The sequence below is a fragment of the Streptomyces gottesmaniae genome (genome assembly GCF_031845845.1).
GTDB lineage: Bacteria > Actinomycetota > Actinomycetes > Streptomycetales > Streptomycetaceae > Streptomyces > Streptomyces akebiae.
Genome location: NZ_JAVRFJ010000031.1, coordinates 66300 through 90532, shown reverse-complemented (window position 1 = coordinate 90532; position 24233 = coordinate 66300). Strand labels below are relative to the sequence as shown.

Sequence of the window (24233 nt, the reverse complement as noted above, 5' to 3'; positions counted from 1 at the left end):
CGTGACTCACTTACGCTCCCGTGCTCGTTCCGTCCTCCTGGCCGCCGCGCTGATCGCGGGGACGGTGGGGACGATGGGCATGACCGCCGCCTGTGACGGCGGGACGTCCTCGGAACCGAAGGGCCGCGCCTCGCCGGCGCCCACGACGACACGGAACGCCGTCATGTGGCAGGAGCCCGCCTCGTACGTCTACACCCTCACGTCGACCTCGCAGGCCCTGGCGGGGAAGTTCCGGGTGACGGTCCGGGACGGCAAGGTGGCCGACGCCGTCGGCCTCGACGAGAACAGCCGGTCGCTGGTGAAGCAGGGGCCCGACCGAATCCCCAAGATCGGTGACCTGTTGGACATGCTGGAGAAGGCGTGGGAGGAGCAGGCGGACACGGCGGAGGTGAAGTACGCCGTCGGCGGGCACCCCGCGCGGATCACCCTGGACGTGGACGAGAACGCCGTCGACGACGAGGCCGAGTACGTCATCACCGGCTACGAGCCGGGCGCCGGTTGAGGTCGAAGGTCGTCGAGGTCGTCGAGGTCGAAGGTCAGTGGGCGTTCCGGGTCGCCAACTCCATTGCCAGGTCGCTGAGTTCCGGTGTACGCAGCACCCGCTCCCCGAACCCCGGCAGGGGTACGTGCAGGGCCTGGAGCCAGCGCTCCGGGACGGCCTCGACGCCGTACACCGCGCCCGCGAGCCCGCCGGTCACCGCCGCGACCGTGTCGGTGTCGCCACCGAGGTCCACGGCCGCGCGTACGGCGTCCTCGTAGGAGTCGGTGGTCCGTACGGCCCAGACGGCGGAGCCCAGGCAGGGCCAGACGGCGCCGTTGAACTCCGTGGCGTCGTCCGGGTGCCAGTCGGGGGCGAGGACGACCGCGTAGCGGGCGCGGTGGTCGGGGTGGAGTGCGGCCAGGGTGTCGGGGACGGCGGCGAGCGGGTCGCCGCCGTCCAGCGCGATGCGTAGCAGCTCGTGGAAGGCGGCGGTGCCTTCCCAGGCGGCCGGGTCGCCGTGCGTGAGTGCGGACAGCCGTCGGGCCGCGTCCATGGTGCGGTCCCGTCCGTCCCCCGCGAAGTACACGGCCGAGGTGGCGGCCCGCATCAACGCGCCGTTGCCCGCGGCCCGCAGGTTCACCTGGCAGTGGCGGGCGGCGGCGAGGTCCCAGCCGTCGCCGCTGGTGAGGACGTCCTCGGTCTGGATGCCGAGGTCCTTGGGGCCGGAGACGGCCCAGCGCTGGAACCGCCGGAACACGTCGGGCAGGTCGAGCCCACCGCGTTCGACGAGCGACTCCCCGACGAGGACGGCCATCTGCGTGTCGTCGGTCGCCTCACCCGGGTCCCAGCCACCACCGCCGCGCATCTCCCCACCGTGCCCGGCCTTCGGGAACCGCGCGGAGAAGGCCCCCTCGGGCCCGAACTCGAAGGGCGCGCCGAGCGCGTCCCCGACGGCGGAGCCGAGAACCGCCCCGAGGGCGCGCTGCGTATCAACTGGGTTCAAGGGGGCCTGCCTTGAGAGGGGGAGGAGGGCGTGGAGGGGCGTGGGGGTGGTGGTGAGGTGGATGGTGTCGTCGGTGTCGGTGTCGGTGTCGGTGCAGATGTCGGTGTCGGTCCCGGCAGGTGTGGTCATGGTCAGAGGAGGTCCGTCAGGTCCGGGCCCCGGCCGTCGATCACGTCCGGGCGCTTGACGCCGTGGCCCTCGGCGGTGCCGAAGTACGTCGGGTCGCCCGGCTCGGCGGGGACGTGCAGCAGGGCGTCGAGGGACCGGAGGGCGGCGGCGAGGCGCGGGGCGTTCCGTCGCTCGACGTCCGGGTGCGGGGCGCCGTGGAAGTCGCAGGGGCCCCAGATGTCGTGGAAGACGGCGAGTTCCGCCCAGACGCCGGGGACGTCGGGCGCCACCGTCAGTTCGACCAGGCGGTGTTCCCCGTGCTTCTCGCCCGTCGCGTCGATCCACGTTCCGGAACCCAGGACGAGGATGCTCCCGACCGACGCGTCGGGGAAGCCGACGGGGCGGCTCCGCTCGACGCGCCGGGGCAGGTCCTCGTCGTCCAGCGGTCCCAGGAGCGACATCCGGGTGACGAGCCCGGTGCCGCCGCTGCCGTACACGAACCAGTCCCATTCGAGGCTCTCGGGTACGAGCAGGTCGTGCGCGCGCAGTACGGCGGACATCCCGGCCGCCACGGACAGGGCGGAACCGAGCAATTCCGGGCCGCGGGGCGCGGCACCGTCGAGTTCCCACGTCCAGGACGCGCACGCGCTGGGGGAGCGGAGCAGGGTCGACACAGGTCAGTCGCCGTGGGTGGCGAGTTCACGCAGGTCGTCCAGTGGGAGGGCGCGGGGCTCGGCGGTCGGGGGGACGTGGCCCGCGACCGGATCGGCGGGGGTGCGGGCGCAGGCGGTGAGAGCCTCGCTCGGGGTCAGGCCCCGCTCGTACGACTCGTGCAGGCGGTCGAGCCAGACGAGGCCCGCCTTGTACCCGTCCTCGCCCGCGGCGTCGCGGGGCTCGAAACTCGCGGCGGCATCGGCGTCGGAGGCCCAGAGGTAGCCGAGGACACCGCCCTGATCGGCGACGACCGGAACGTACCGGACCTGCCCCGCCCTGGACCGCTTGTAGCCCACGGAGTCGAAGACGGGACCGTGCCGGAAGACCTCGGTACGCCTCGGGATCTCGAAACGGGACCACACGTCGGAGGGCGAACCGTCCGGCTCGAAGAAGTTGTCGACGCCCGTCTCGGTCGGCCTGCCGAAGTACGTCGGGTCGTCCGGGTCGATCTCCGCTTCCAGCGCCTCGGAGAGGTCGCGCAGCGCCGCGGCCAGTCGTGGGTAGTTGGCGGCGTGCGCGTCGGCCTGGGGGCGCCCCTCCAGGTCGTACGGCATCCAGGCGTCCGAGAAGGTCCTGAGGTCGGTGGTGACGTAGTCCAGGAAGGCCGAGGCGCCGAGCACGAACAGCCGCTCCTCGTGGCTCTCGCCACCCGTGCCGGGGATCCGTACGACACCGCGGCAGACGATGTCGGCGTAGACGGCGCCGATCTCGCCGGGACGCAGCTCCCCCTCGATCCGGGCGGCCAGCGTCCGGATCTCGTCGTCGGCGGACCGTACCTCGCCGAGCGGGAGGTCGCCCTCGTAGAGCCGGTTGGCCGAGCCGCCGGCCTCGTGGACGGACACATGGACCGTCGGCGGGCCGACGGCCAGCCTGTGCCGCGCGAGGACGGCATGGGCGCCGAGCAGGGCCCGCAGGCACTCCACGACATCGCTTCCGCCGTCGGTGTCGCGTCCCCAGGTCCAGCGGGCGACAGGGGTACTGGCGATCACAGTGCTGCCTCCGGCATGAACGTACCGTCGGGCGGGATCCGCATGACCCCGTCCTCGACACGGATGATGAACTGCACGTCGGTCTTCCCGTACACGTCGGTGAGCCGCTGTGCTGTCCGCATGGCCGCATGGTCGGCCATCGTGCCCTTCGTGTCGACCACGAACGTCTTGAAGTCGGCACCGGACTGCGCCAACTGCTGCATGTTGTCGAAGATCTTCTTGACGGTCTTCTTGGGGTTCGCGACTTCCTTGAACTGGTAGCCGTGGACGTTTCCGGCCGCGTCGCGGGCCATGACGTCCAGGTCCGTGCCCTCGCCGGTCCTGACGCCGGGCTTGATCTCGAAGCCACCCTTGACCTCGAAGGAGATGTCGCGGACGCCGCTCTCGTACAGCCGGTTGCCCAGCCGCAGCTGCTCGATGCCGCCGGACATCTTGTCCGCGTGGGCCAGGCTGGAGACCGTCTGGTCGAAGCCCGCGGAACCGTCGAAACGGCCGGACGCGATGGTCTCGGCGATCTCCCGGCCGGCGGGGTGAGCGGCCAGGTTGTCCAGCACCCGCTCCAGGTCGCCCGGCTTGACCTTCGTGCCCCGCATCTGCTGACGGACCTGATCCTCCAGCTGACCGCCGCGCTCGAACGGCTGAGGGTCGCCGTCCGGCCGCTCCCAGCCACCGGGGTCGTTCACCCCGTCGTCGCCGGCGCCCGTGCCACCGCCCGGCGGATCCTGCGGAGGCCCACTCCCCGGGCCGTCGCCACCGCCGCCGGGTCCGTCCGCACCGCCGCCGCCGGGTCCGCCGGCACCGCCACCGGGTCCGTCCGCACCGCCGCCGCCGGGTCCGTCCGCACCGCCGCCGCCGGGTCCGCCGGCACCGCCACCGGGTCCGTCCGCACCGCCGCCGCCGGGTCCGTCCGCACCGCCGCCGCCGGGTCCGTCCGCACCGCCGCCGCCGGGTCCGCCGGCACCGCCACCGCCCGGCGTCTCATGACTCCCCGCCGGGCCCCGGCCCAGGTCGTCGGTCCGCCCGCCCGGCAAGCCGGTGTCGCCCACGCGCCCGGTACCGCCCAGGTCGTCCCCCACGCGCCCCACAGCCGCCGTACCGTCGCCCACCTTCGCACCCGCGCCCACCAGCTCCGGCTCGGGCCGGGAGACATCGGCGCCGCGCTCCGCCGCCGTGCCCTCGTGCCTGATGGCGTCCAGGGACTCGCGGACCGTGCCGTCGGCGTTGTGGACGACGAGGGTCTGGGTGTCGAGGTAGACGACCTCGCCCTGGGGCGTCTCCATGCGGACGCTGTTCTCGGGGGTGAGGCCGGCCGGGAGGTCGTCGGCGATGTTGGGCGGGTCGGCGATCTGGTACGTGCCCTCGCCGAGCCTGATGTGCGTGCCGTCGGTGATGCCCCGCAGGCTCGCCATGACGTCGCTGATCTTCACCGCCGTCGCGCCGACGCCCTTGGTGAGGTACGTCATCGGGTCGACGATCTTGCCCGCCTTGCCCGCGAAGGAGATCGCCTTGGCGATGGCGCCGGCCTTGCCCGCGCCGGCGACCGCTCCTCCCGCGCCGCCCGTGAAGATCGTGGTCAGGACGTTGAACGTGACCGCCCCGGCCGCCCGGGCCGGGTTCCTGCCCCACTCGTCGTACGCGATGAGCGCCTTCCCGGTCTCCACCACGGCCGTGCGGGAGTCGCGCAGCCAGGACGGCAGCTTGTCGTCGGGGGCCAGCCAGTAGGCGGCGCCCACCACCGGTACGGCCGTGATGACGATGCCCGTGGCGAGCTTGCCGAGACCGACCCAGGCCTGGCCCGCCGCGTCCCAGCCGTTGAAGCCGACCAGGGTGCCGAGGCCCTTGATCGTGCCCCACACGCCGTCCACGACGAAGCCGACCGTGAAGTCCCAGGCGTGCTCGTGGATGTAGTACCAGGGGTTGGACTCCTCGACCGGGTCGCCCCAGGGCAGACCGCCGGCGTTGTTCAGGTCCTCGCCCCGGTAGCCGTACATGTTCTCTTTGTTCGAGCCGTCGTTGACGACGAGCGCCTCGCCGCCGACCAGCGCGACGATCTTGTTGTAGCAGTCGCGTTCGGCGGCCTGGAACGCGGCGTACGCGGCGTTGATGTCCGAGCGGCGGTTGTTGTTCTCCTCGACGAGGTCGCCGTCGGCGCGCCATTCGTCGTCGCCCTCGATCTTCGCGCGGAACGCGATCGCGTCCCGGCGGAGCTGGTCGAACTTCTGCTTGAGCGGGCCGACGGCGGCGGCGTACGTGTCCAGCGCCGAGGCCACGGTCTCCAACTCGGTGGCGAACTCCTCGCCCTTGGCCGCCACCGGCGCGGTCGTGGCGAACAGAGCCTCCGCCTCGGGTGCCTTGTAGTACGCGGAGAGGCCGCCGAAGCGGGTGTGGATCGCCGAGCCCGAGTCCTTCAGGGAGGCGCCGGCCGAACGGACGCCCGCGATGCTCAGGTCCAGCTGCTCCAGGTTGCCCGTGAACTCGGGGACCTCCTCCGGGATGACGGGGATGTCGTCGCTCACTTCGGCCCCTGCCCGCCGTTCCCGTCGACACCCGGCGGTGGCGGTACGACCGTCGCCTTGAGCGCGTTGGCCTGGTGCGTGGCGGCCATGTCCAGGTCGCCGGTGACGTAGGCGTTGGTGGCGTCGGCCGCGCCCTGCACGGAGTCGATGGTCCGCTGCGCCATGTACGACAGCTTCTGCTGCCGCTCCTGGAGGTACTGGCTCAGCGCCGCCGCGACCGGTCCGACCGGCACCCGCGGGGTGCCCGCGACCACCGGTCCGATCATGGGTCCGTTGAACTGCCCGCCCGGTACGGCCGTTCCGGCCGACTCGGCCGCGCTCGCCATGTTCGTCACCAGCGAGTTGGCGGCCTTCTCCAGGCCGCCGGCCGCCTCACCCGTCGATTTCAGCGTGGTCTGCACGTTGATCGGATCGATGTCCCAAGCCGGCACCGTCGCTACCCCCGTAACGCCCTGTCGGACACGTCGTACGTACGTCGTTCGCCGAGGAGTTCCTCGTCGCCGCCGAGCAACTCCTCGGTGGCTTCCCCTAGTACACACGAGCAAACGGCACCGGACAGTTCCCGCTTCACGTCGATTCCGTCACAGGCGCTACAGCCGGTACGGGCGCTGCGGCCATGACGGGGGCGCTACCCCCGCGCCGGCCGCAGGGTCCATCCGGCCCACGCCGAGGAGATCATGTCCTCGACGCCGTACCGCGCCTTCCAGCTCAGCTCGGTGGCGATCCGGTCCGCCGAGGCGACGACGCGCGGGGGGTCGCCGGGGCGCCGGTCGACGACCACGGGCGCGAGGTCGTGGCCGGTGAGCGCGTTGATCCGGTCGATCATCTCGCGCACGGAGACGCCCTCCCCGCGCCCGATGTTGAGGGTGAGGTCCGTGCCCGGCGCCTCGCGCAGCCGGCGTGCGGTCGCCACGTGGGCCTCCGCGAGGTCGACGACATGGATGTAGTCCCGCACACAGGTCCCGTCGGGGGTCGGGTAGTCGGCGCCGAAGATCCGTGGCGGGGCACCCTCGGAGAGCTTCTCGAAGACCATGGGGACGAGGTTGAAGACGCCGGTGTCGGCCAGTTCGGGGGTCGCCGCGCCGGCCACGTTGAAGTAGCGCAGGGAGGCCGTCGACAGGCCCGTCGCCCGGCCCGTGGCCCGTACCAGCCACTCGCCGACCAGCTTGGTCTCGCCGTACGGGCTCATCGGCGCGCACGGGGTCTCCTCGGTGACGAGGGCCCCGTCCCGCGCGGCGGACGGCATGCCGTACACGGCGGCGGAGGACGAGAAGACGAAGGACGCGACCCCGGCGTCGGTCACGGCGGACAGCAGGGTGCGCAGGCCCTCCACGTTCTCCCGGTAGTAGTGCAGCGGCAGTTCGACGGACTCGCCGACCTGCTTCTTCGCCGCGAGATGGACGACGCCGGTGACGCGCCGGTCCCGGATCACCCGGGCCAGCCGCTCCCCGTCGAGGGTGGAGCCGATCTCCAACGGGACGCCCTCGGGCACCCGTTCGGCGAGCCCGGTGGACAGGTCGTCGTAGACGACGGCCTCCTCGCCCGCGTCGAGCATCGCGCGCACCACGTGCGCCCCGATGTATCCGGCGCCACCGGTGATCAGCCAGGTCATGGACGACCGTCCCCTCGTAGTCAAGACGATGATGTGGTGAAATCGGGTCGGCTCTCAGTGAAGCAGGCGTTTGAGGCGACGGCGGACGACCTCGGTCAATCCTCGCCAACCGGGCGCGACTCGCACCGCGAGCGCCCCGGCGTGGGTCGCGTACGGCTGCACGAGGAGCACTCCGTGGCGCGCGCTCGGCAGTGCGCTCCGGCGCAGCAGCCCGGCGCCCGCGACAGCGTGCGCGGTGGTCTCGCGCCGGCTGCCGTCCGCGAACCGCAGCCGCAGCCGGAGGTCCCACGTGCCGCTGCCCAGCGCGGTCAGGTCCAGCGGCAGTTCCGCCGTCCAGCTGTCGACGTCCGAGGCGTCCGTCCCGCTGTCGCCCTCCGCCTCGGCCAGCAGGGGCGCCGTGCCGGTGAAGCCCACGCGTCCGTCGTCGCGTTCGGTGAACTCCGCCTCCACGGTCCGGGGCCCCGCCTCCGCCATCCGCCCGTACAGCTCGTGGAGCCGCAGCCGGAGCACCGTCCCCCGCGTGCGGGGCCGCAGTTCCGCGTCGACGGCGGCGGGCAGCAGCTCCATGGGGCGGACGAGGAGATGGTCCAGCTCCACCTGCGGCAGGTCGGCGGACCAGACGGGCGAGCCGTCGCCCGCGCGCGCGTAGGGCGGGGTCAGCCGGGCGGGGCGGGCCGACATCTCCTTGAGCCGGGGCAGGTCGCGCGGCTCCTCGGCGGCGAGGATCACCCGGGCGACGACCCGGCCGGGCGCGGGCGCCGGGGCGAAGTCGCCCTCGTCGAAGGTGGCCAGGTACGCGCGTGTCAGCGCCCACCACTCGCGCCGGTACTCCGCCCCGCGCAGCTCCAGCTCCCGTGCGTACATCCGCAGGGAGTGGTCGAGGAAACGCGTCCGTACGGCCCGTGCGGGGCCCTTCTCGCCGGCGCCCAGCAGGATGTCGTACGACAGCCGGTCGGCGTCGAGGCGGGCCCGCCAGTTGGCGATGTCGGAGCGGTCCAGGGAGATGGACAGCCGGGTCGCCGACCGGCGCACGTGCCAGACGTACACCGGGTCGGGGACGAGCGCGACGCGCGGCGCGGCGGCCAGGACGCGCGCGCCGAACACGAAGTCCTCGTACGGGAAGCGGCCCTCGGGGAAACGGATGACGCGCTCACGCAGGAAGGAGGCGCGGTAGAGCTTGTTGACGCAGAGGGTGTCGTGCACCAGGCGTGCGCGCTGGGACGAGTGCTCCACCAGCGTGGGCTGGGCGTACAGCTCGGGCTGCCAGGGGGTCTCCCGGCCGGACGGCAGCTCCTTGCGCACGCACAGCCCCGACGCGACCGGCGCGTCGTGCTCCAGGGCCGCCCCCAGCAGCGCGTCCACGGCGCCGGGCGGGAGTACGTCGTCGCTGTCCAGGAACATCACGTACGGCGAGGTCGCGACATCCAGCCCGGTGTTGCGCGGGGTGCCGCAGCCGCCGCTGTTGACCGGGCGCCGGACCACCCGCAGACGGGGCTCGTCCCCGGCGAGCCGCTCCAGCAGTTCCGCGCTGCCGTCCGTCGAGCAGTCGTCGACGGCGATCACCTCACGGACGGCCGGCCCCTGGGCGAGGGCCGAGCGCACGGCGTCCCCCACATGGGCCGCGTCGTCGTACCCGATGACGACGACGGAGACCTGCGTCTGCTGAAGAGCCATGGTTGCCCCGCACCTGTGAGAGGTATGTGTGCAAATCTTCCCCTAAGGGCGGCTTCGCGGCCCCGTGGGGAAGATGGCACGCGGGAGGCTGGGGTTCCGCGTGAGGTTGTCGGATTCTGTGCGTGTCCGGTGGTTACCCGGCCGGTTCCGCGAGCGCCGCCTCGTCCAGCGCGGCCGTCAGGCGGTCCAGGCGGTCGCGCAGATCGCGGATGTCGTCGAGGTCGAGGGTCGTCGCCGAGACGATCCGGCGCGGCACCGCCAGCGCGCGTTCCCGCAGGGCCGCGCCCTCCTCGGTCGGCCGCACCACCACCGAGCGCTCGTCGCGCGCGCTGCGTTCGCGCCGGACGAGGCCGGCCGCCTCCAGGCGCTTGAGCAGCGGCGAGAGGGTCCCGGAGTCGAGGCGGAGGTGCTCGCCCAGCTTCTTCACGGGCAGCTCGCCCTGCTCCCACAGAACCAGCATCACCAAATACTGCGGATAGGTGATCCCGAGGTCCTTGAGGACCACGCGGTAGACGCCGTTGAAGGCGCGCGAGGCGGCGTGCAGGGAGAAGCAGATCTGCCGGTCGAGGCGGAGGAAGTCCTCCTCGGAGACCTGCCCGGAGACCTCCTCGGAGATCCCCTCGGGCGCGGGGACGGGGCTCGTGGTCATGGATCCAGGGTAACTCCTGCTCGCCATTTAGTTGTGGGCAATTGAATTGTGTGCTCTACTTGAGTCCGTGAACGGCGGTCGGACCGGACCGCCGGACGTGACAAGACCTGTGAAAGGGATGGTTCTCCCATGGACGCGCTCTACACCGCTGTCGCCACCGCCACCCACGGCCGCGATGGTCGCGCCGTCACCAACGACGGCAAGCTCGACCTTGACCTGGCCCTCCCGGTGGAGCTCGGCGGCAACGGCCAGGGCACCAACCCGGAGCAGCTCTTCGCCGCCGGCTACGCCGCCTGTTTCGCCAGCGCCCTCGGCCTCGTCGGCCGCACCGCCAAGGTCGACGTCAGCGACGCCGCCGTGACCGCCGAGGTCGGCATAGGCAAGGAGGGCGAGGGCTTCGCCCTGAAGGCCACCCTCCGCGTCGAGCTCCCCGACACCGTCGACGAGGCCACCGGCCGCAAGCTCGTCGAGCAGGCCCACCAGGTCTGCCCCTACTCCAACGCCACCCGCGGCAACATGCCGGTCGAGCTCGTCGTCGAGTAGGGACGCCCGCGCGGCTCCGCCGTGTGGGTGTGACAGGCCCGCCGGGCCGTCACGCGGATCGCTCCGTACCCCCCTGCGGAGCGATCCGCGCCAGCACCTCCCCGGTCCGAGGACTCCAGTCCACGACGACCGCCTCCCGCGGCACCTTCTGCCGCCGGGTCAGCAACAGCCACCGCACCCCGTACCGCCGTGCGACGACCGCACGCCGCTCCCGCGTGGACGCCGGATCCAGGTACGCCCGCACATCGGCGTGCCGCCGGGCCCGGTCCCCCTCCTCCAGCGCGGGATCGGGCCAGGTCGGCGCCGCCATGTTCACCCCGTACCCGGGGAGCGCGCGGGCCGCTGAGTACCCGTCGGTGATCAGCGTCTCGCCCGCCCGCACATGCCGCGCCGCCCAGTCGTACGACGGCCAGCGCGGCGGCTGCTCGAAGCCGACGGGGTCCAGCGCCCGGGGCACGACCGCCCCGGCCTGGACGGTCAGCAGGCCCACGCAGGCCCCGCCGGCGGCGGCCCCGCCCAGGACCCGCCGGGCCCAGCCCCACGGCCGGGGCGCCGCCAGTTCCACCGCCAGGGCGAACTGCGCCGGCACCGCGGCGAGCCCCAGCACCCGCCCGTACGTGTAGTGCCCGCTGACCCAGCCGTACGCCACCGTCAGGCACTGCGCCGCGCACATGAGCACCAGCGGGTCCCTCGGGGACCGGCGCCCCCGCGCCCACAGCGCCGGCAGCCCGAGCAGGGCCAGCCAGAGGTTCCCCGCCGCGCTCTCGTACAAGAGGCGGTGGACCCCGTCCACGCCCGGGTGCCCGGCCAGCGACAGGACGGCGTAGTACGGCCAGGACACCGCCACCGCGAGGGTGGCGGCCCCCGCCGACGCCCATCGGGCCAGCACCGGGCGCGACCATCCGCGCTGCCAGGCCGCCACGATCGCCACGGCCCCGACCAGCGAGGCCACCGCCGTGATCGGATGCACCAGCATGATCAGCCCGTACAGCGCCCCGAGCCCGGCGTACGCCCAGACGCTGCCGAGTCCGCTCGGTCCGACGTACCGCACCGGCCCGGAGGAAGCGCCGCCACGCGCGCGTGCCCCCGTCCACGCCCAGGCACAGAACGTCAGCCCGGTGGCGAACGCCGACGGATAGCCGAGGTTCACGGTCAGCGACATCAGCCCGAGGAAGCCGCTCCACAGCACCCGCTCGGTGCCCCACAGCAGCGTCATGAACAGCACCGCGAGGACCGGCGCCCACGGCCGGGGCGTCAGCACGCGCACGAAACGGCCGATGCCGGTGAGCAGCACCAGCAGGTTCACCGGCCCGGCGAGCTTCACCAGGGACCAGCCGCTCAGCCCGGTCAGCCGCGCGAGCACACCCTGGGCGACGGCGTACGGGGAGTAGTACGGGCTGCCCGCGCCCGGCAGATCGGCGGTCGGGTGGGCCGGGTTCAGCAGGTCCCAGCGCAGCCGTTCGACGACCGCCGCGTGCTGACCGGCGTCGCAGCACAGGGGCACCCGCCAGTACGCCAGCGTCATGACCAGCCAGAACAGTCCACCCATGACGGCGTACGGTGTGGGTCGGCGGGACAGCCGGGTACGGCCGCCGCGCAGCGCGGTGGCCCCGAGCGCGCCACGCCGACGGCGCCGGACACGTGGCTGCGCACCGGGATCAGGAGAGGTGTGGGCTGTATGGGGCATTTGCCGTGTATTCCCGGTGTGACCGCACGGGTCAACGGCTCAGCTCGCGGTCACCACATCGAGTGAGTCGCGGGTGGTGGTGATCCGCTCCAGCAGCAGCGGCAGCCCCAGTACCGGCAGCAGCCACGCCACGACGATCAGCCGGTCGCCCCAGAGGGTGATGTCCGGATGCCCGGCCTGGTTGACGATCCCCGTGCACGCGGCCGCGAGCACGAACCAGCCGAACACCGGTCGCCGGCCCAGCGCACCCCACGCGCCCGCCACCAGCGCGGCGAGGAACAGCGGCTGGGTCAGCTGCCGACGCCCCCACTCCGCCCAGAAGTTCGCCTCCAGGCGCAGGAACTCCGGCCACGGCCGGGCCCGGTCGGGGCGCGTGAAGTGATCGGTGAGCAGGTCCTGAAGGCTTTCCGCGGACGCCGGGTAGCGCAGCAGCGCGGCGAGCGCCGGGGTACCCACCACCGCGCACGCGGACACGGCCCCGACCGCCAGGACCCACGGCTCGACGGCCCGCACGCATCGATCGACGACCCGCAGCCACGGCTCGAACGCCCGCGGCCCCTCCTCGACGGGCCCGCGCCCCGCCCGTTCACCACCGCGTGCGCGCCGTTCACCACCGAGTCCGCGCCGCGCGGCGACCACCCCGCACGCCCCCGTCAGACACACCCCCAGGAACAGCGCCTGCGAATGCTTCACCGTGAACAGCGCCGCCAGGGAACCGGCCACCAGCAGCACCCCCGCCCGCACCCGGCCCTCCCTCGCCAGGGCGCACCCCCAGAGCGCCGTCAGCGTCAGGGCCAGCAGCACCCCCTCGGTCATGGGCCGCATGGCGGTCGCGCCGCAGGGGAGCACGTAGTAGAGGGCCTGTCCGGTGAGGGCGACGGGGACGGGCGCGCGCACGGCCCGCAGGACCAGGAAGGCGAGGACGCCCCCGGCCGCCGCGATCAGCACGCTCGCCAGCCACACACCCCACAGGACCCCGAACACCGCGACGAACGGGGCCAACAGCACCGGGTACCCGGGCCGCACCTCGAAGATCCGCAGGAACCGCTCCGAGGTGAACGGCGCGATGGGGACGCCCGACTGCCCGGCCGCCAGCCGCCGGTCCACCTTGCGCCACAGCTCCCGCCGGCACTCCTCGGCGACCCGTACGGCCGGGCTCGGCGCCCGGAACCGCACCACGTCCACGCGCTGCTTCCGCTCGGCCGCCGCCGCCCGGCTCCCGCAGTAGTGGTCGATGGTCCCGGCCGCCGACTCGCGCACGCTCGCGCCCCCCAGCGTGAGGGCGTACGAGACGTAGTTCTTGGTGTCGGGGGTGGCGCGCCCGGTGACGCTCGCCAGCTGGAGCAGCGCGAAGACGGCGGCGAGCAGCAGCACCCACGCCCGCGCGCGCGTCGCGAGGACCCGCGCCCGCCCGCCGACCGTGGGAGCCCTCATGACGACAGCGGGAAGGCGGCGGCAGCCGCCGAGGACGCGCTCGGTCGGGGCGCCGGCACCGTGCCCGCCGTCTCGCCCAGCATCAAGGCCCGTACGACCCGCTCGGACGCCCGCCCGTCGTCGAACTCGCAGTACCGCTTCCGGAATCCCGCCCGCAGCCGCGCCGACTCCCTGTCCCGCCACTGCCCGGAATCGAACAGCCAGGCGAGCTCCCGGTAGGAGCGGGAGACATGGCCGGGCGGGTCGGCGGTGAGGTCGAGGTACATGCCCCGGCTCGCGGCGAAGGCGTCGAGGTCGTCGGCGTGGACGACGATCGGACGGTCCAGGTTGGCGTAGTCGACCATCAGGGCCGAGTAGTCCGTGACCAGGACGTCCGAGGCGAGCATCAGCTCCTCCACATGCGGTTCGTCGGTCGCGTCCACGACGACACCCCGCCGGTGCAGCTCGGTGAGCCCGAACCCGCGCGCCGGGCCGTCCGCGAGCGACGGATGCAGCCGGACGACGAGGGTGAGCGCCTCGCCCAGGCTGCGCCGCAGGTCGGCGGCGAACCGGGCGAGGTCGAACCGTTCGACGTGGCCGCCGCGCCGGTAGTCGCGGGGTGTGGGCGCGTACAGCACGACCGTGTGCCCGGCCGGGACGCCCAGCCGCTCACGGACCGCCGCGCCGCTGCCCGGCCCGGCGTTGACGAGGACGTCGTTGCGCGGGCTGCCGGTCCGCAGCGAGGTGAAACCGCACGGGTACGCCCTGCTCCACACCAGCTCGGAGTGGCGGTTGGCGACGAGGCTGTGGTCCCAGCGGTCGGCCCGCCGCAGCAGCTCCGGCACGTCCACGCCGAGCCGGGCACCCGGCTTGTGCAGCAGGTCGGCGCCCATGAACTTGAGCGGGGTCCCTTGATGGGTGTGGACGTGCACGCTGCCCGGCCGCTTGCTGGGGGCGCCCGGCCAGTCGGCGTTGCCGACGAAGTACGTCGCCCGCGCGGCCAGCCGCAGATACTCGGGCGAGCCCGGCGTCACGTACTCCACGCCCGGCGGCAGCGCCGCCACCCGCTCCGGCCGCACCACCCACACCCCCCGGACGTGCGGCGCGAACTCCCGGGCGGCCTGGTACACCGCCGCCGGGTCCCCCAGCACCCCGCGATGCGAGAACGCCGAGTACAGGGCCAGATTCGGGTCAAGCGGCAGCCGCTCGTGCGCCAGCGACCAGCCCCGCCCGATCCACTCGGCGCCGGCCGCCCACAGGCGCTCCCCGCGTACGCCGAGCGCGGTACGGGCGCGGGCCGCGCACCGCCGGGCGCGGTAGACGGCCCAGCCGCCCTCCAGTACCCGGTACGCGGGGGCCGGGGAGTCGTCGACCGACTCTTCCCCCGACCGGTGCTTCCGGTACAGCGCCGCCGTCCGCCGGAAGAACTCCGCCTGGTCGCCGGACGGCACCCGGTCCGGCGCGGCGAGGATGTCCAGGCAGTGGCCCGCCATCGCGTTCCGCACCCGGGAGCGCCAACTCGTCAGTTCAGGCCGGGAGTTCAGATGGGCGAAGACCCGTTCGTACTGGTCGTGCACGTCGAAGTGACCCCGTCCGGTGGTGGACAGGAGGGTGCCCCGAGGCCGTTGCCGGTAGGACACACAGATCCGGTCCAGCGTGGCGATCCGCTCGGCGCCGAGCAGTACCGGGAGCGTCCAGGCCGTGTCCTCGTAATGGCCCGGCGGGAACCGGAAACTGTGCGCCTCCAGGAACTCACGCCGGTACGCCTTGTTCCACACGACCGTGGGCAGGTCGAGGAGCTCCGGACGCTCCGCGAGGGTGAAGGTGCCCTCGCCCACCGCGCTCAGCAGGTGCGCGTGGGCGTCGCGGCGCGTCTCGCCCCACCAGTACGTGCGGGCGTGGTCGAAGACCAGCACATCGGGGTCCCCGGCCTCGTCCAGCCGGTCCGCCAGCGCGCGCAGGGCACCCGGCGCGAGCGTGTCGTCACCGTCGAGGAAGAGGACGAAGTCACCGCCGGCGTACGGCAGTCCGGCGTTGCGGGCGCGACCCGGTCCCACGTTCGCGGGCAGGTGCAGCACCCGTACCCGCGGATCGCGGGCGGCGTACGCGTCGAGGATCTCGCCGCCGCCGTCCGGTGAGCAGTCGTCGACGGCGATCACCTCCACGTCCCCGTACGACTGCTCCAGGGCCGAGTCGAGACACTCGCGCAGCTGGCCCCGGACCTCGAAGACGGGGACGACGACACTGAAACGGGGCATGTCCTCAGCTCCTCACGAGGGTCGCGGCGGTCGCCGTCGGGGCCGGGGCCGGGGTGCGCCCGGCGAGCGGCACGACCGGCGGCAGCGCCTCCGGCCGCTCGCCGAGGAACACCCGCCGTACGACCCGCTCCGCCGCCCGCCCGTCGTCGAACTGACAGAACCGCTCCCGGAAGACCGCCCGCAGCGCGTCGGCCTCCACGTCCGCGTAGGAGCCGTCCCGGAACAGCTCCGTCAACTCCCGTTCGGTGCGCGCCACATGACCGGGCGGCGCGGCCGGCAGATCGAAGCAGACGCCCCGGGTCTCGCGGAACACCTCCCAGTCGTCCGCGAGGATCACGAGGGGCCGGTCGAGGTGGGCGTAGTCGAACATCAGGGACGAGTAGTCGGTGATCAGGGCGTCGGCCGCGAGACAGACCTCCTCGACGGAGGGGTGCGCGGTGACGTCGACGATCCGGCCGCCGCTCCCGCGAGGGGCGCCGGCGGCGGAGCGGTGGTGCGCCCGCAGCAGCACCACGAACTCCTCGCCCACCGCCTCGCAGAACGCCTCCAGATCGAACCGCGTCCCGTGGCCGGGGGCGTGTGCGCGGTGGGTGGGGGCGTAGAGGAGGGCCTTCCTGCCCTCGGGCACACCCAGTGCGCGCCGGGCGCGCGCCACGTCCTCGGCCGTCGCCGTGCAGAGGACGTCGTTGCGCGGACAGCCGTACTCCAGCTGTTCGTACCTCCCGGGCAGGGCCCGCTCCCAGGTCTCGGTGGAGTGCCGGTTGGCGGAGAGGGCGAAGTCCCAGTGGTCCACGTGCCCGAGGAGAGCGGCCGCACCGGCGACACCGTCGGATCCGGCGGCCACCACCGGATACGCGCACCGGTCCAGGCCCGTCGCCTTCAACGGGGTGTCGCTCCGGACCCGCAGGTGGACGCTCCCGGGGCGCTTGACGACCGTGTCGGGGAAGGCGTCGTCGTCGACGACGTACGCGGCGCGGGCCAGCAGCCGCCAGGCACGCGGGGTGCCGAGGACGGCGTGCTCCGCCCCCTGCGGAACCCGGTCCACCGCGTCGGCCGCGACGAGGAAGACCGAACGGACCCGGGGGGCGAGTGCGCGGACCTTCGCGTGGAGGGCGGTGAGGTCTCCGCCGACGCCACGGCCCCGGTGCGCGCGGTACACGGCGAGGTTCCGGTCCAGCGGCAGACGGCGCTGGACGGCGTACAGGGCGCGGGCCAGGGGCGTGCGGGGGCGGGGGAGCGCGGCCAGGGCTCCGGCGGCGGCCCGTCGGGCGGCGTGCAGGACCCGGAACCCGGCGTACGAGCCGTTCGCCAGCAGGCGGTGCTGGAGCCCGAGGTGGCCGGCGGGCAGCTGGAAGCCGGTCGGGCGGTGGAGGCCGTAGAGGTGGCCGGCACGGCGGAAGAAGGCGCGGCGGTGGTGGGCGGGCAGCAGCTCCGGGTGCGCGAGACTCCGCAGCACGATCGCGAAGAGCTGCCCGAACAGCGCCTCCGACAGCCCCTGCCCGGCCGCGGCCCGGGCGAGCACCAGCTCCACCTGGTCGAGGAGTTCCAGGTGGTTCTCGCCAGGCGCGTACAGGCGGCTGCCCTGTCGCCGCAGCAGATGGCGTACGCAGACCGTGTCCCGCAGTTCGGCCGTGCGGTCGGCGGCGAGGGCGACCAGGCCGTTCCAGCCGAGGTCGGTGAAATGGCCGATGGGGAAGATGAGTTGCCGTTCGCCGAGGAAGTCCCGCCGGTAGGCCGCGCTCCACGCGGGGGCGTCCGGGCGTCCGGACGGGCGCACGACGGTCGTGCCGCCCTCCCACCAGTGCGTCCGTTCGTGCGCGAAGAGCAGGACGTCCGGGTCGTCCGTCTCGTCGAGCCGGTCGGCGATCGCCCGCAGCGCGCCCGGCGCGAGCGTGTCGTCCCCGTCCAGGAAGAGGACGTACGTCCCGTGCGCCGCGGCCAGGCCCGCGTTGCGGGCGGCGCTCAGCCCGCCCGCCGGCGGCGACTCGACCGGGGCGACGCGGGTGTCCCGGACGGCGTACGCGGCGCTGATCGCCCCGGCCGGTGAGCCCGCCGCCGTCTCGTGCACCGGAATCAGCTCGAAATCACCGAACGGCTGACCGAGAACCGACTCCAGAGCGAGCGGCAGCCGCCCTTCCACGCCGTACGTGGGGACGATGATGCTGAAGCGGGGCATTCTTTCCTTTCGGGGTGCGTCATCGGGTGCGAGTGGGTGGGGGCTTCTCGCGCAGTTCCCCGCGCGCCTGAAAGGCCTGCGGCCTTTCTGGGCGAAAAGCACGGGATGGGGGGCGAAGGGGCGCAGCCCCTGGCGGACGGGACTACGTACCCAGCAGGTCGTCCGCCCCCGCACGGGCACTCGCGGCGGACGGCACCGGATGCCGCTCGGACAGCGGGACGAAGTCACCCGGCGGCGTGTCCTCGCCCAGCACCACCCGCCGCACCACCCGCTCCGCCGCCCGCCCGTCGTCGTACGGACAGAACCGCTCCCGGAACGCCGCCCGCAGCTGCGCCGACCGCGACCCCCGCCAGTGCCCCGTCGCGAAGATGTCGATCAGCTCGTCCTCGCTGCGCGCGACCGCCCCCGGGGCGCACGCCCGCAGATCGAAGTACGTACCGCGCGCCGCCTCGTACGCCTCCCAGTCCTCCGCGTGGATCACGATGGGCCGGTCGAGATTGGCGTAGTCGAACATCAGGGACGAGTAGTCCGTGATCAGCGCGTCGGAGGCGAGGCAGAGGTTCTCCACGCTCGGATACCCGGTGACGTCCAACAGCCGGCCGTGCGCCAGATCGCTCAGCGGGGAGTCGTACGCGTGATGCGCGCGGGCCAGGACGACGAAGCGCGGCCCGAGTTTGCGCAGTACCCGCTCCAGATCCAGATGGGCGCGCTGCGAGTGCCGGTAGTCGCGGTGCGTCGGGGCGTACAGGACGGCGACCGCTCCCTCGGGCACACCGAGGTGTTCGCGCACCCGGGCCACGTCCGTCGCATTCGCCCTCAGGAAGACGTCGTTGCGCGGCGAGCCGTATTCGAGGGTGGTGAACGGGGAGGGGTAGACCCGCTCCCAGACGAGCGTGGAGTGGCGGTTGCCGGACAGGACGTAGTCCCACTGGTCGCTGCCGCGCAGTACGTCCTCGAAGTCCGTGCCGCGCGCCGCCGCCGGCCGGTCCCGCAGGTCGAGCCCCATGTGCTTGAGCGGGGTGCCGTGCTGGGTCTGGAGCAGCACCTGGCCGCGCCGCTTGACCAGCCGCCTGTCGAAGTCGACGTTGTTCACCAGGTACTTGGAGCGGGCGAGCGCCGTCCAGTACGCCATCGAGCCGGGGAGCACCCGCCGGGTCGCCACCGGGAGCGTGTGGTGGTGCTCAGGGCGCGCGACCCACGACGTGCGCATCCCGGGCACGTGCGTCCGGAACGCGTTCTCCAGCGCGGCCGGGCTGCACTCGTAGCCCCGGCCCCCGTACGCGGCGAACACCGCCCGGTCGGCACGCAGCGGGAGCAGACGCTGGACGCGGTAGTGCAGGCGCAGGCCGGCGGCGCGGAACAGCCCGGCCAGGCCCCGCACCAGACGTCCGACGCCCCGGCCCAGCCGCGCTCCGGCCCACAGGGCGCGGTAGAGGCGCGGGCTGCCCAGCCGCAGGAGCGCGTGCCGGAGCCGGGCGCGGGCGCGGAGGGGCGCGCCGGGGGTGCGGTAGCGGGCGCAGTGCGTGCGGACCGTGCGCAGGAACTCGGCGCGCGCCTCGCGCGGCAGCCGGTGGCGCCGGGAGAACACCGAGGTGAGGTGGTCGAGCATGCGCCGGAAGAGCACCGGACGCCACTGGGCCAGCTCCGGCCGCTCGTCGAGGTAGGCGAACACCCGGTCGTACTGCTCGAACACGTCGAAGTGACCGTGCGTAGTCGCCCCGAGGAGGCTGCCGTGGCGGCGCCGACGGTGGTGGACGCAGACCCGGTCGAGGGTGGCGACGGACTCGGCCGCCATCAGGACGGGGTACGTCCAGGCCGTGTCCTCGTAGATGCCGGGCGGGAACCGGAAGTCGTGGTCCTCGACGAACTCCCGTTTGTACGCCTTGTTCCACGCCGCCGGGCGCACGGTGAGCAGACCGGGACGGTCGTCGAGCCGGAACGGGGCCGGGCCCTGTTCGGTGAGCCGACGGTCACGCGCGTCGTGGACCGGCTCGCCCGACCAGGAGACACGTGCGAAGTCATGGACGAGGACGTCCGGTTCGCCGGTCTCCTTGACGCGGTCGGCGATCGCCTGCAGCGCGCCCGGTGCGAAGGTGTCGTCGGCGTCGAGGAAGAGGAGGTAGTCGCCCCTGGCGTACTCCATTCCCTTGTTGCGGGCGGCACCGGGCCCCGTGTTCTCCCGCAGGCGTACGGTGCGCCGTACGCGCGGGTCGCGGGCCGCGAACTCGTCGGCGATCGCCCCGCAGTCGTCGGGCGAGGCGTCGTCGACGACGATCAGTTCGAGGTCGGTGAAGGACTGGGACAGCACAGAATCCAGGCATTCGTGCAGGTACGCCTGAACCTTGTACGCGGGAACGATGACACTGAACCTGGGCAAGGAGGACATCCATGGGTCGGCGCGGGCATACTGCCCGGAAACGGCCGATCGGATGATTTGGTTACGGTGCGTGTTCCATACGGGGGATTCTCAAGGGAGTTGGGGGCGCACGGGTGCGTTCCGCGGTGCGCGCGCCCCCAGTTGACGGCCGTCACTTCACGGCGCCCGCCATCACCCCCGACACGAACTGCCGTTGGAACGCGAAGAACACGGCCAGCGGGATCACCATCGAGATGAACGCGCCCGGCGCCAACACCTCGATGTTGCTGCCGAACTGCCGTACCTGCTGCTGGAGCGCCACCGTCAGCGGCTGGGAGTCGGAGCTGGAGAAGACCAGCGCCACCAGCATGTCGTTCCACACCCACAGGAACTGGAAGATCCCGAGCGAGGCCAACGCCGGTGCGGCCAGCGGCAGGACGACCGTCGTGAACAGCCGTACCTCGCCCGCCCCGTCCAGCCGCGCCGCCTCCAGCAACTCCCTCGGGATCTCCGCGAAGAAGTTCCGCAACAGGAAGATCGCGAACGGTAGTCCGAAGCCGACGTGGAAGAGGACCACACCGATGATGTCGCCGAAGATCCCGAGGTCCCGGAAGAGCCCGGACAGCGGGATCAGCGCCACCTGCACCGGCACCACCAGCAGCCCCACCACGCCCATGAACCACCAGTCGCGGCCCTTGAAATCCAGCCAGGCGAAGGCGTATCCGGCCATCGCGCCGATCAGGACGACCAGCAGTGTCGCCGGAACCGTGATCCAGACCGTGTTGAACAGGGCGTTCGTGATGCCGTCGTTCTCGAGCAGCGACTCGTAGCTCTTGGTGGTGAGTTGGGCCGGGGCCGAGAACACCTTCCACCACCCGGAGGTGGCGATGTCGGTCGGGTCGCGGAACGACGAGACCAGCAGTCCGAAGGTGGGCACCAGCCAGAACAGCGCCACGAGGAGCAGGAACACACGCAGTGCGCCGCCCGCCGCGCCGCTGGCGAGCCGGGCGGCGACGGAACGCTTGGCGCGGTCGGGCGCCTCGCGCGCCGGAGTCCCCGGCGCGGGGGCCGGGGCGGGGGTTTCGACAGTCGTCACCGCTGGCGCTCCTTCCTGAGACGCCGGATGTTGACCCACATCACCGGCAGCACGAGCAGCAGCAGGACCACACCGATCGCGCTGCCGAGACCGAAGTCGCCCCCGCCGCCGTACGACACCAGATAGAGCTGGAGGGCCAGGACATTGGCTTCGTCCTGGGTGGGCTGCGGCGCGATGATGTAGACGAGGTCGAACACCTTCATCACATTGATCACCAGCGTGACGAGGACCACCACCAGGACCGGCGCGAGCAGCGGCACGGTGACCTTCCGGAACACCTGCCACTCGTTCGCCCCGTCCACCCGGGCCGCTTCGAGCAGATTGCGGTCCACCCCGGCCAGCCCGGCCGCGATCAGCACCATCGCGAAGCCGGCCCACATCCAGACGTACGACCCGATGACGGCCGGGGTGACCAGGGCCGGCCCGAGCCAGTCGATGCCGTTGTAGGGCGCCGCGAAGTTCGAGCCCGGCAGCCTCAGTCGAGCCCCGTCGGCGGATTCCGGCAGGCTGAAGGTGCCGTCGGAGCCGCTGGTCGCGGTGGCGACGACCTTGCCGTCCTTCACCGCCTCGACCTCGACGCCCTTCAGCGCCTTCTCACCCGGGTCGACGGCCCCCTTCTCGCCACCGCCACCGAGCCGGAAGTCCAGCCAGACGGTGCCGGTGACACCGTCGCCGGTGGCGGCCTTCGCGTCCTGCGCGTCGCCGGGCAGGCTGTTGGGCGGGATACCGACGAGGGGGAGCAGCGCCGGGGTGCCCGCCCGCACGGTCGCCTCCGTGGTGAACGAACCCCCGCCGGACGCCCGCAGATCGCTCACCTGGGCGTTGGGCCGTGCCTTCGGATACACGGAGTCGTCCACGAACACGTCGTGCACGGACGTCACGACCGCGTTGGCGACGCCCTGGTCCGGATCCTGTTCGTACACCAGCCGGAAGATGATGCCCGCGGCCAGCATCGAGATTGCCATCGGCATGAAGACGATCAGCTTGAACGCCGTTCCCCAGCGCACCCGTTCGGTCAGCACCGCGAAGATCAGACCGAGCGCGGTGACGAGGGCCGGGGCCACCGCGACCCAGATCGCGGTGTTGCGTACGGCGACGAGGGTGGAATCGTCGGAGAAGATCTCCGCGTAGTTGTCGAGGCCGACGAAGCCCGAGCCGTCCGCGTCGAACAGGCTTCGCCAGACCGAGTACCCGATGGGGTAGACCACGAGCGCGCCGAGCAGCACCAGCGCGGGCAGCAGAAACAGCACCGCCACCCACAGCCGGGTACCCGTCACGCTCTTGCGCGGTGCGGCGGGGGGCGTCGGCAGCGCGCCGACGCCCCCCGCCGTCTTCGTCACGGGGGACGACATGAGGTCGCCGTCAGCCGTTCCCGTAGGCCTTGGCCGCGTCGGTCTCCAACTGCTTCTGGGCACCGGCCACGTCGTCGGGGTCCTTCAGGAAGTCCTGAAGGTCCTTCCACTCACCGACGCCCTGGGTGCCGCCGAACGCCGCCGGGGCCTGGTCGGACATGTCGAAGCGGAAGTCGTCACCCGCCGCGAGCAGCGCCTTGGCGATCTCCCGGGTCACGTCGTCCTTGTAGCTTCCCTGGTCCATCTCCTTGTTGGGAGACAGGAAGCCGCCCTGTGCCGCCCAGATCTCCGCCGCGTCGGTCGAGGCGAGGAAGGTGAGCAGCGCCTGCGCGCCCTCGCCGTCCTTCAACGCCACGGCCGCGTCGCCGCCGGTGACCACGGGGGAGTCGTCGCCGACCGCCGGGAACGGGAAGACCTTGGCGTCCGTGCCGATCTCGGCGTCCGTGTCCCCGTTGATGGTGACGGCCACGAAGTCACCCTCGAAGACCATGCCGGCCGGGGCGTCCCCGGTGAAGGTCTGTGTGATCGACTTCGGGTACTCCGTCTGCAGCGCGCCGGACGCCCCACCCGCGATCAGCTCGTCCTTGCCCCACAACTCCGCGAGCTTGGTGAGGGCTTCCTTCACCGAGGGGTCGGTCCACTTGATCTCGTGCTTGGCCAACTGGTCGTACTTCTCCGGCCCCGCCTGCGACAGGTAGACGTTCTCGAACCAGTCGGTGAGCGTCCAGCCGTCGGCGCCGCCGATGGAGACGGCGGGCGAGCCGGCGTCGGAGAGCGTCTGCGCCGTCTGCAGGAACTCCTCCCAGGTCTTCGGCTCCTCGGTGATCCCGGCCGCCTCGAAGGCGGCGGTGTTGTACCAGACGAGGGACTTGTTGGCGGCCTTCGCGTAGACGCCGTACTGCTTGCCCTCGTACGCGCCGAGGTCCTTCCAGCCGTCCGAGAAGTTCTTGTCCAGCTGGGCCTGGGCCGCGCTGCCGAGCGGCTTCACCCAGCCCTTCTCGGCGAACTGGTGCAACACGCCGACCTGCGGCAGGAACGCCACGTCCGGCGGTTTGCCGCCCTCGATCTTCGTACCGAGGAACGTGGAGGTGTTGTTGCCGGTCGGCACGAACGTCACCGAGGCGCCGGTGCGTTTCTCGAACTCGTCCAGCACCTTCTGGAAGTTGTCCAGCTCCGGGCCGGTGAAGACCGCCGCGACCTCCAGCTTCTGGCCGTCCAGCTTGGGGAGGTCCACGGTGGCCTCGCTGCCGCCGTCGTTGCCGTTGCCGGCGTCGTCGCCCTTGTCGTCGTCACCGCCGCACGCGGTGAGGGAGAGGGCGAGGACGCCTGCGGCGAGGACCGCGAGGGCCCTGGACGTGGGGGGATGGGTGGGCTTGCCAAGGGGATTGGGCTTGCGTGTGCGAACAATGCGACCAATGCGGTGGATGTTGCGCATCTCTGACCCCGTTCTCCGTGCGTCGTCGAACGTAGAGCGCTGTCCCGTGCGCTCTGGTCTACGCCGGGTGCTCGGGGGCGGCAAGAGCGCCTGCCGTGTCAACGTCTTGATCGTGACCGCGTCGTGACCATGACTCGGCCGGGAGGGGCAGGTATGGGTGCGCCGTGGGGG

General features: G+C 72.6%; 18 protein-coding genes. 2 read left to right on the top strand and 16 right to left on the bottom strand.

What is annotated here, in order from left to right; all coding sequences use genetic code 11:
* Window position 1 precedes the first annotated feature (1 nt).
* Window positions 2-502 carry a DUF6174 domain-containing protein gene (locus RM704_RS30320; protein WP_033524949.1) on the top strand — a complete coding sequence of 167 codons (501 nt, stop codon included), beginning with the start codon at window positions 2-4 and terminating at the stop codon, window positions 500-502.
* A gap of 34 nt (window positions 503-536) precedes the next feature.
* Here the strand turns inward: RM704_RS30320 and RM704_RS30315 are convergent, their stop codons facing one another.
* From RM704_RS30315 to RM704_RS30280, 8 genes are all read right to left on the bottom strand, one after another.
* Entirely contained in the window at window positions 537-1613 is a 1077-nt protein-coding gene (locus tag RM704_RS30315; RefSeq protein WP_192829540.1) for an ADP-ribosylglycohydrolase family protein, read from the bottom strand.
* Window positions 1614-1615: 2 nt separating this feature from the next.
* A complete protein-coding gene (locus RM704_RS30310) occupies window positions 1616-2266 on the bottom strand; it encodes a hypothetical protein (RefSeq protein WP_192829541.1) in 651 nt (216 codons plus the stop codon).
* 3 nt (window positions 2267-2269) lie between these two features.
* Window positions 2270-3295 (bottom strand): hypothetical protein, encoded by a 1026-nt coding sequence (locus RM704_RS30305; RefSeq protein ID WP_033524950.1) that lies wholly within the window; start codon window positions 3293-3295, stop codon window positions 2270-2272.
* Window positions 3292-5811, bottom strand: coding sequence for a hypothetical protein (locus RM704_RS30300; protein ID WP_311591378.1), 2520 nt, complete (start codon window positions 5809-5811; stop codon window positions 3292-3294). Before RM704_RS30300 ends, RM704_RS30305 begins: the two co-directional genes overlap by 4 nt.
* The gene (locus tag RM704_RS30295; protein ID WP_033524952.1) at window positions 5808-6242 is read right to left on the bottom strand and encodes a DUF6507 family protein; all 435 of its coding nucleotides are present in this window, start codon (window positions 6240-6242) and stop codon (window positions 5808-5810) included. The genes RM704_RS30300 and RM704_RS30295 overlap by 4 nt, the downstream gene beginning before the upstream one ends.
* A gap of 197 nt (window positions 6243-6439) precedes the next feature.
* A complete protein-coding gene (gene galE, locus RM704_RS30290) occupies window positions 6440-7423 on the bottom strand; it encodes a UDP-glucose 4-epimerase GalE (protein WP_033524953.1) in 984 nt (327 codons plus the stop codon).
* Between the two features lie 54 nt (window positions 7424-7477).
* Window positions 7478-9097, bottom strand: coding sequence for a glycosyltransferase family 2 protein (locus tag RM704_RS30285; protein ID WP_033524954.1), 1620 nt, complete (start codon window positions 9095-9097; stop codon window positions 7478-7480).
* Window positions 9098-9230: 133 nt separating this feature from the next.
* Window positions 9231-9746 carry a MarR family winged helix-turn-helix transcriptional regulator gene (locus RM704_RS30280; protein ID WP_033524955.1) on the bottom strand — a complete coding sequence of 172 codons (516 nt, stop codon included), beginning with the start codon at window positions 9744-9746 and terminating at the stop codon, window positions 9231-9233.
* Between the two features lie 129 nt (window positions 9747-9875).
* Between RM704_RS30280 and RM704_RS30275 the strand changes: the two genes are divergently transcribed.
* Complete coding sequence (locus tag RM704_RS30275; protein WP_033524956.1) at window positions 9876-10289, top strand: organic hydroperoxide resistance protein; 414 nt, start codon at window positions 9876-9878, stop codon at window positions 10287-10289.
* 49 nt (window positions 10290-10338) lie between these two features.
* On the opposite strand, the gene RM704_RS30270 is transcribed toward RM704_RS30275, so the two are convergent.
* The 8 genes from RM704_RS30270 to RM704_RS30235 form a co-directional block, all read right to left on the bottom strand.
* A complete protein-coding gene (locus tag RM704_RS30270; RefSeq protein ID WP_033524957.1) occupies window positions 10339-11976 on the bottom strand; it encodes a hypothetical protein in 1638 nt (545 codons plus the stop codon).
* A gap of 39 nt (window positions 11977-12015) precedes the next feature.
* Window positions 12016-13410 (bottom strand): hypothetical protein, encoded by a 1395-nt coding sequence (locus RM704_RS30265; RefSeq protein WP_052145793.1) that lies wholly within the window; start codon window positions 13408-13410, stop codon window positions 12016-12018.
* Window positions 13407-15647, bottom strand: a complete 2241-nt coding sequence (locus RM704_RS30260; protein ID WP_033524959.1) for a bifunctional glycosyltransferase/CDP-glycerol:glycerophosphate glycerophosphotransferase — start codon at window positions 15645-15647, stop codon at window positions 13407-13409. Before RM704_RS30260 ends, RM704_RS30265 begins: the two co-directional genes overlap by 4 nt.
* A 4-nt stretch (window positions 15648-15651) precedes the next feature.
* Window positions 15652-17823 carry a bifunctional glycosyltransferase/CDP-glycerol:glycerophosphate glycerophosphotransferase gene (locus RM704_RS30255; RefSeq protein ID WP_033524960.1) on the bottom strand — a complete coding sequence of 724 codons (2172 nt, stop codon included), beginning with the start codon at window positions 17821-17823 and terminating at the stop codon, window positions 15652-15654.
* Between the two features lie 142 nt (window positions 17824-17965).
* On the bottom strand, window positions 17966-20209 hold the full coding sequence (locus RM704_RS30250; protein ID WP_033524961.1) for a bifunctional glycosyltransferase/CDP-glycerol:glycerophosphate glycerophosphotransferase: 2244 nt from the start codon (window positions 20207-20209) through the stop codon (window positions 17966-17968).
* 142 nt (window positions 20210-20351) lie between these two features.
* A complete protein-coding gene (locus RM704_RS30245; RefSeq protein ID WP_033524962.1) occupies window positions 20352-21275 on the bottom strand; it encodes a carbohydrate ABC transporter permease in 924 nt (307 codons plus the stop codon).
* Window positions 21272-22627, bottom strand: coding sequence for a carbohydrate ABC transporter permease (locus RM704_RS30240; RefSeq protein ID WP_438828962.1), 1356 nt, complete (start codon window positions 22625-22627; stop codon window positions 21272-21274). The genes RM704_RS30245 and RM704_RS30240 overlap by 4 nt, the downstream gene beginning before the upstream one ends.
* Window positions 22628-22637: 10 nt before the next feature.
* Window positions 22638-24062 (bottom strand): ABC transporter substrate-binding protein, encoded by a 1425-nt coding sequence (locus RM704_RS30235; protein ID WP_033524963.1) that lies wholly within the window; start codon window positions 24060-24062, stop codon window positions 22638-22640.
* Window positions 24063-24233 lie beyond the last annotated feature (171 nt).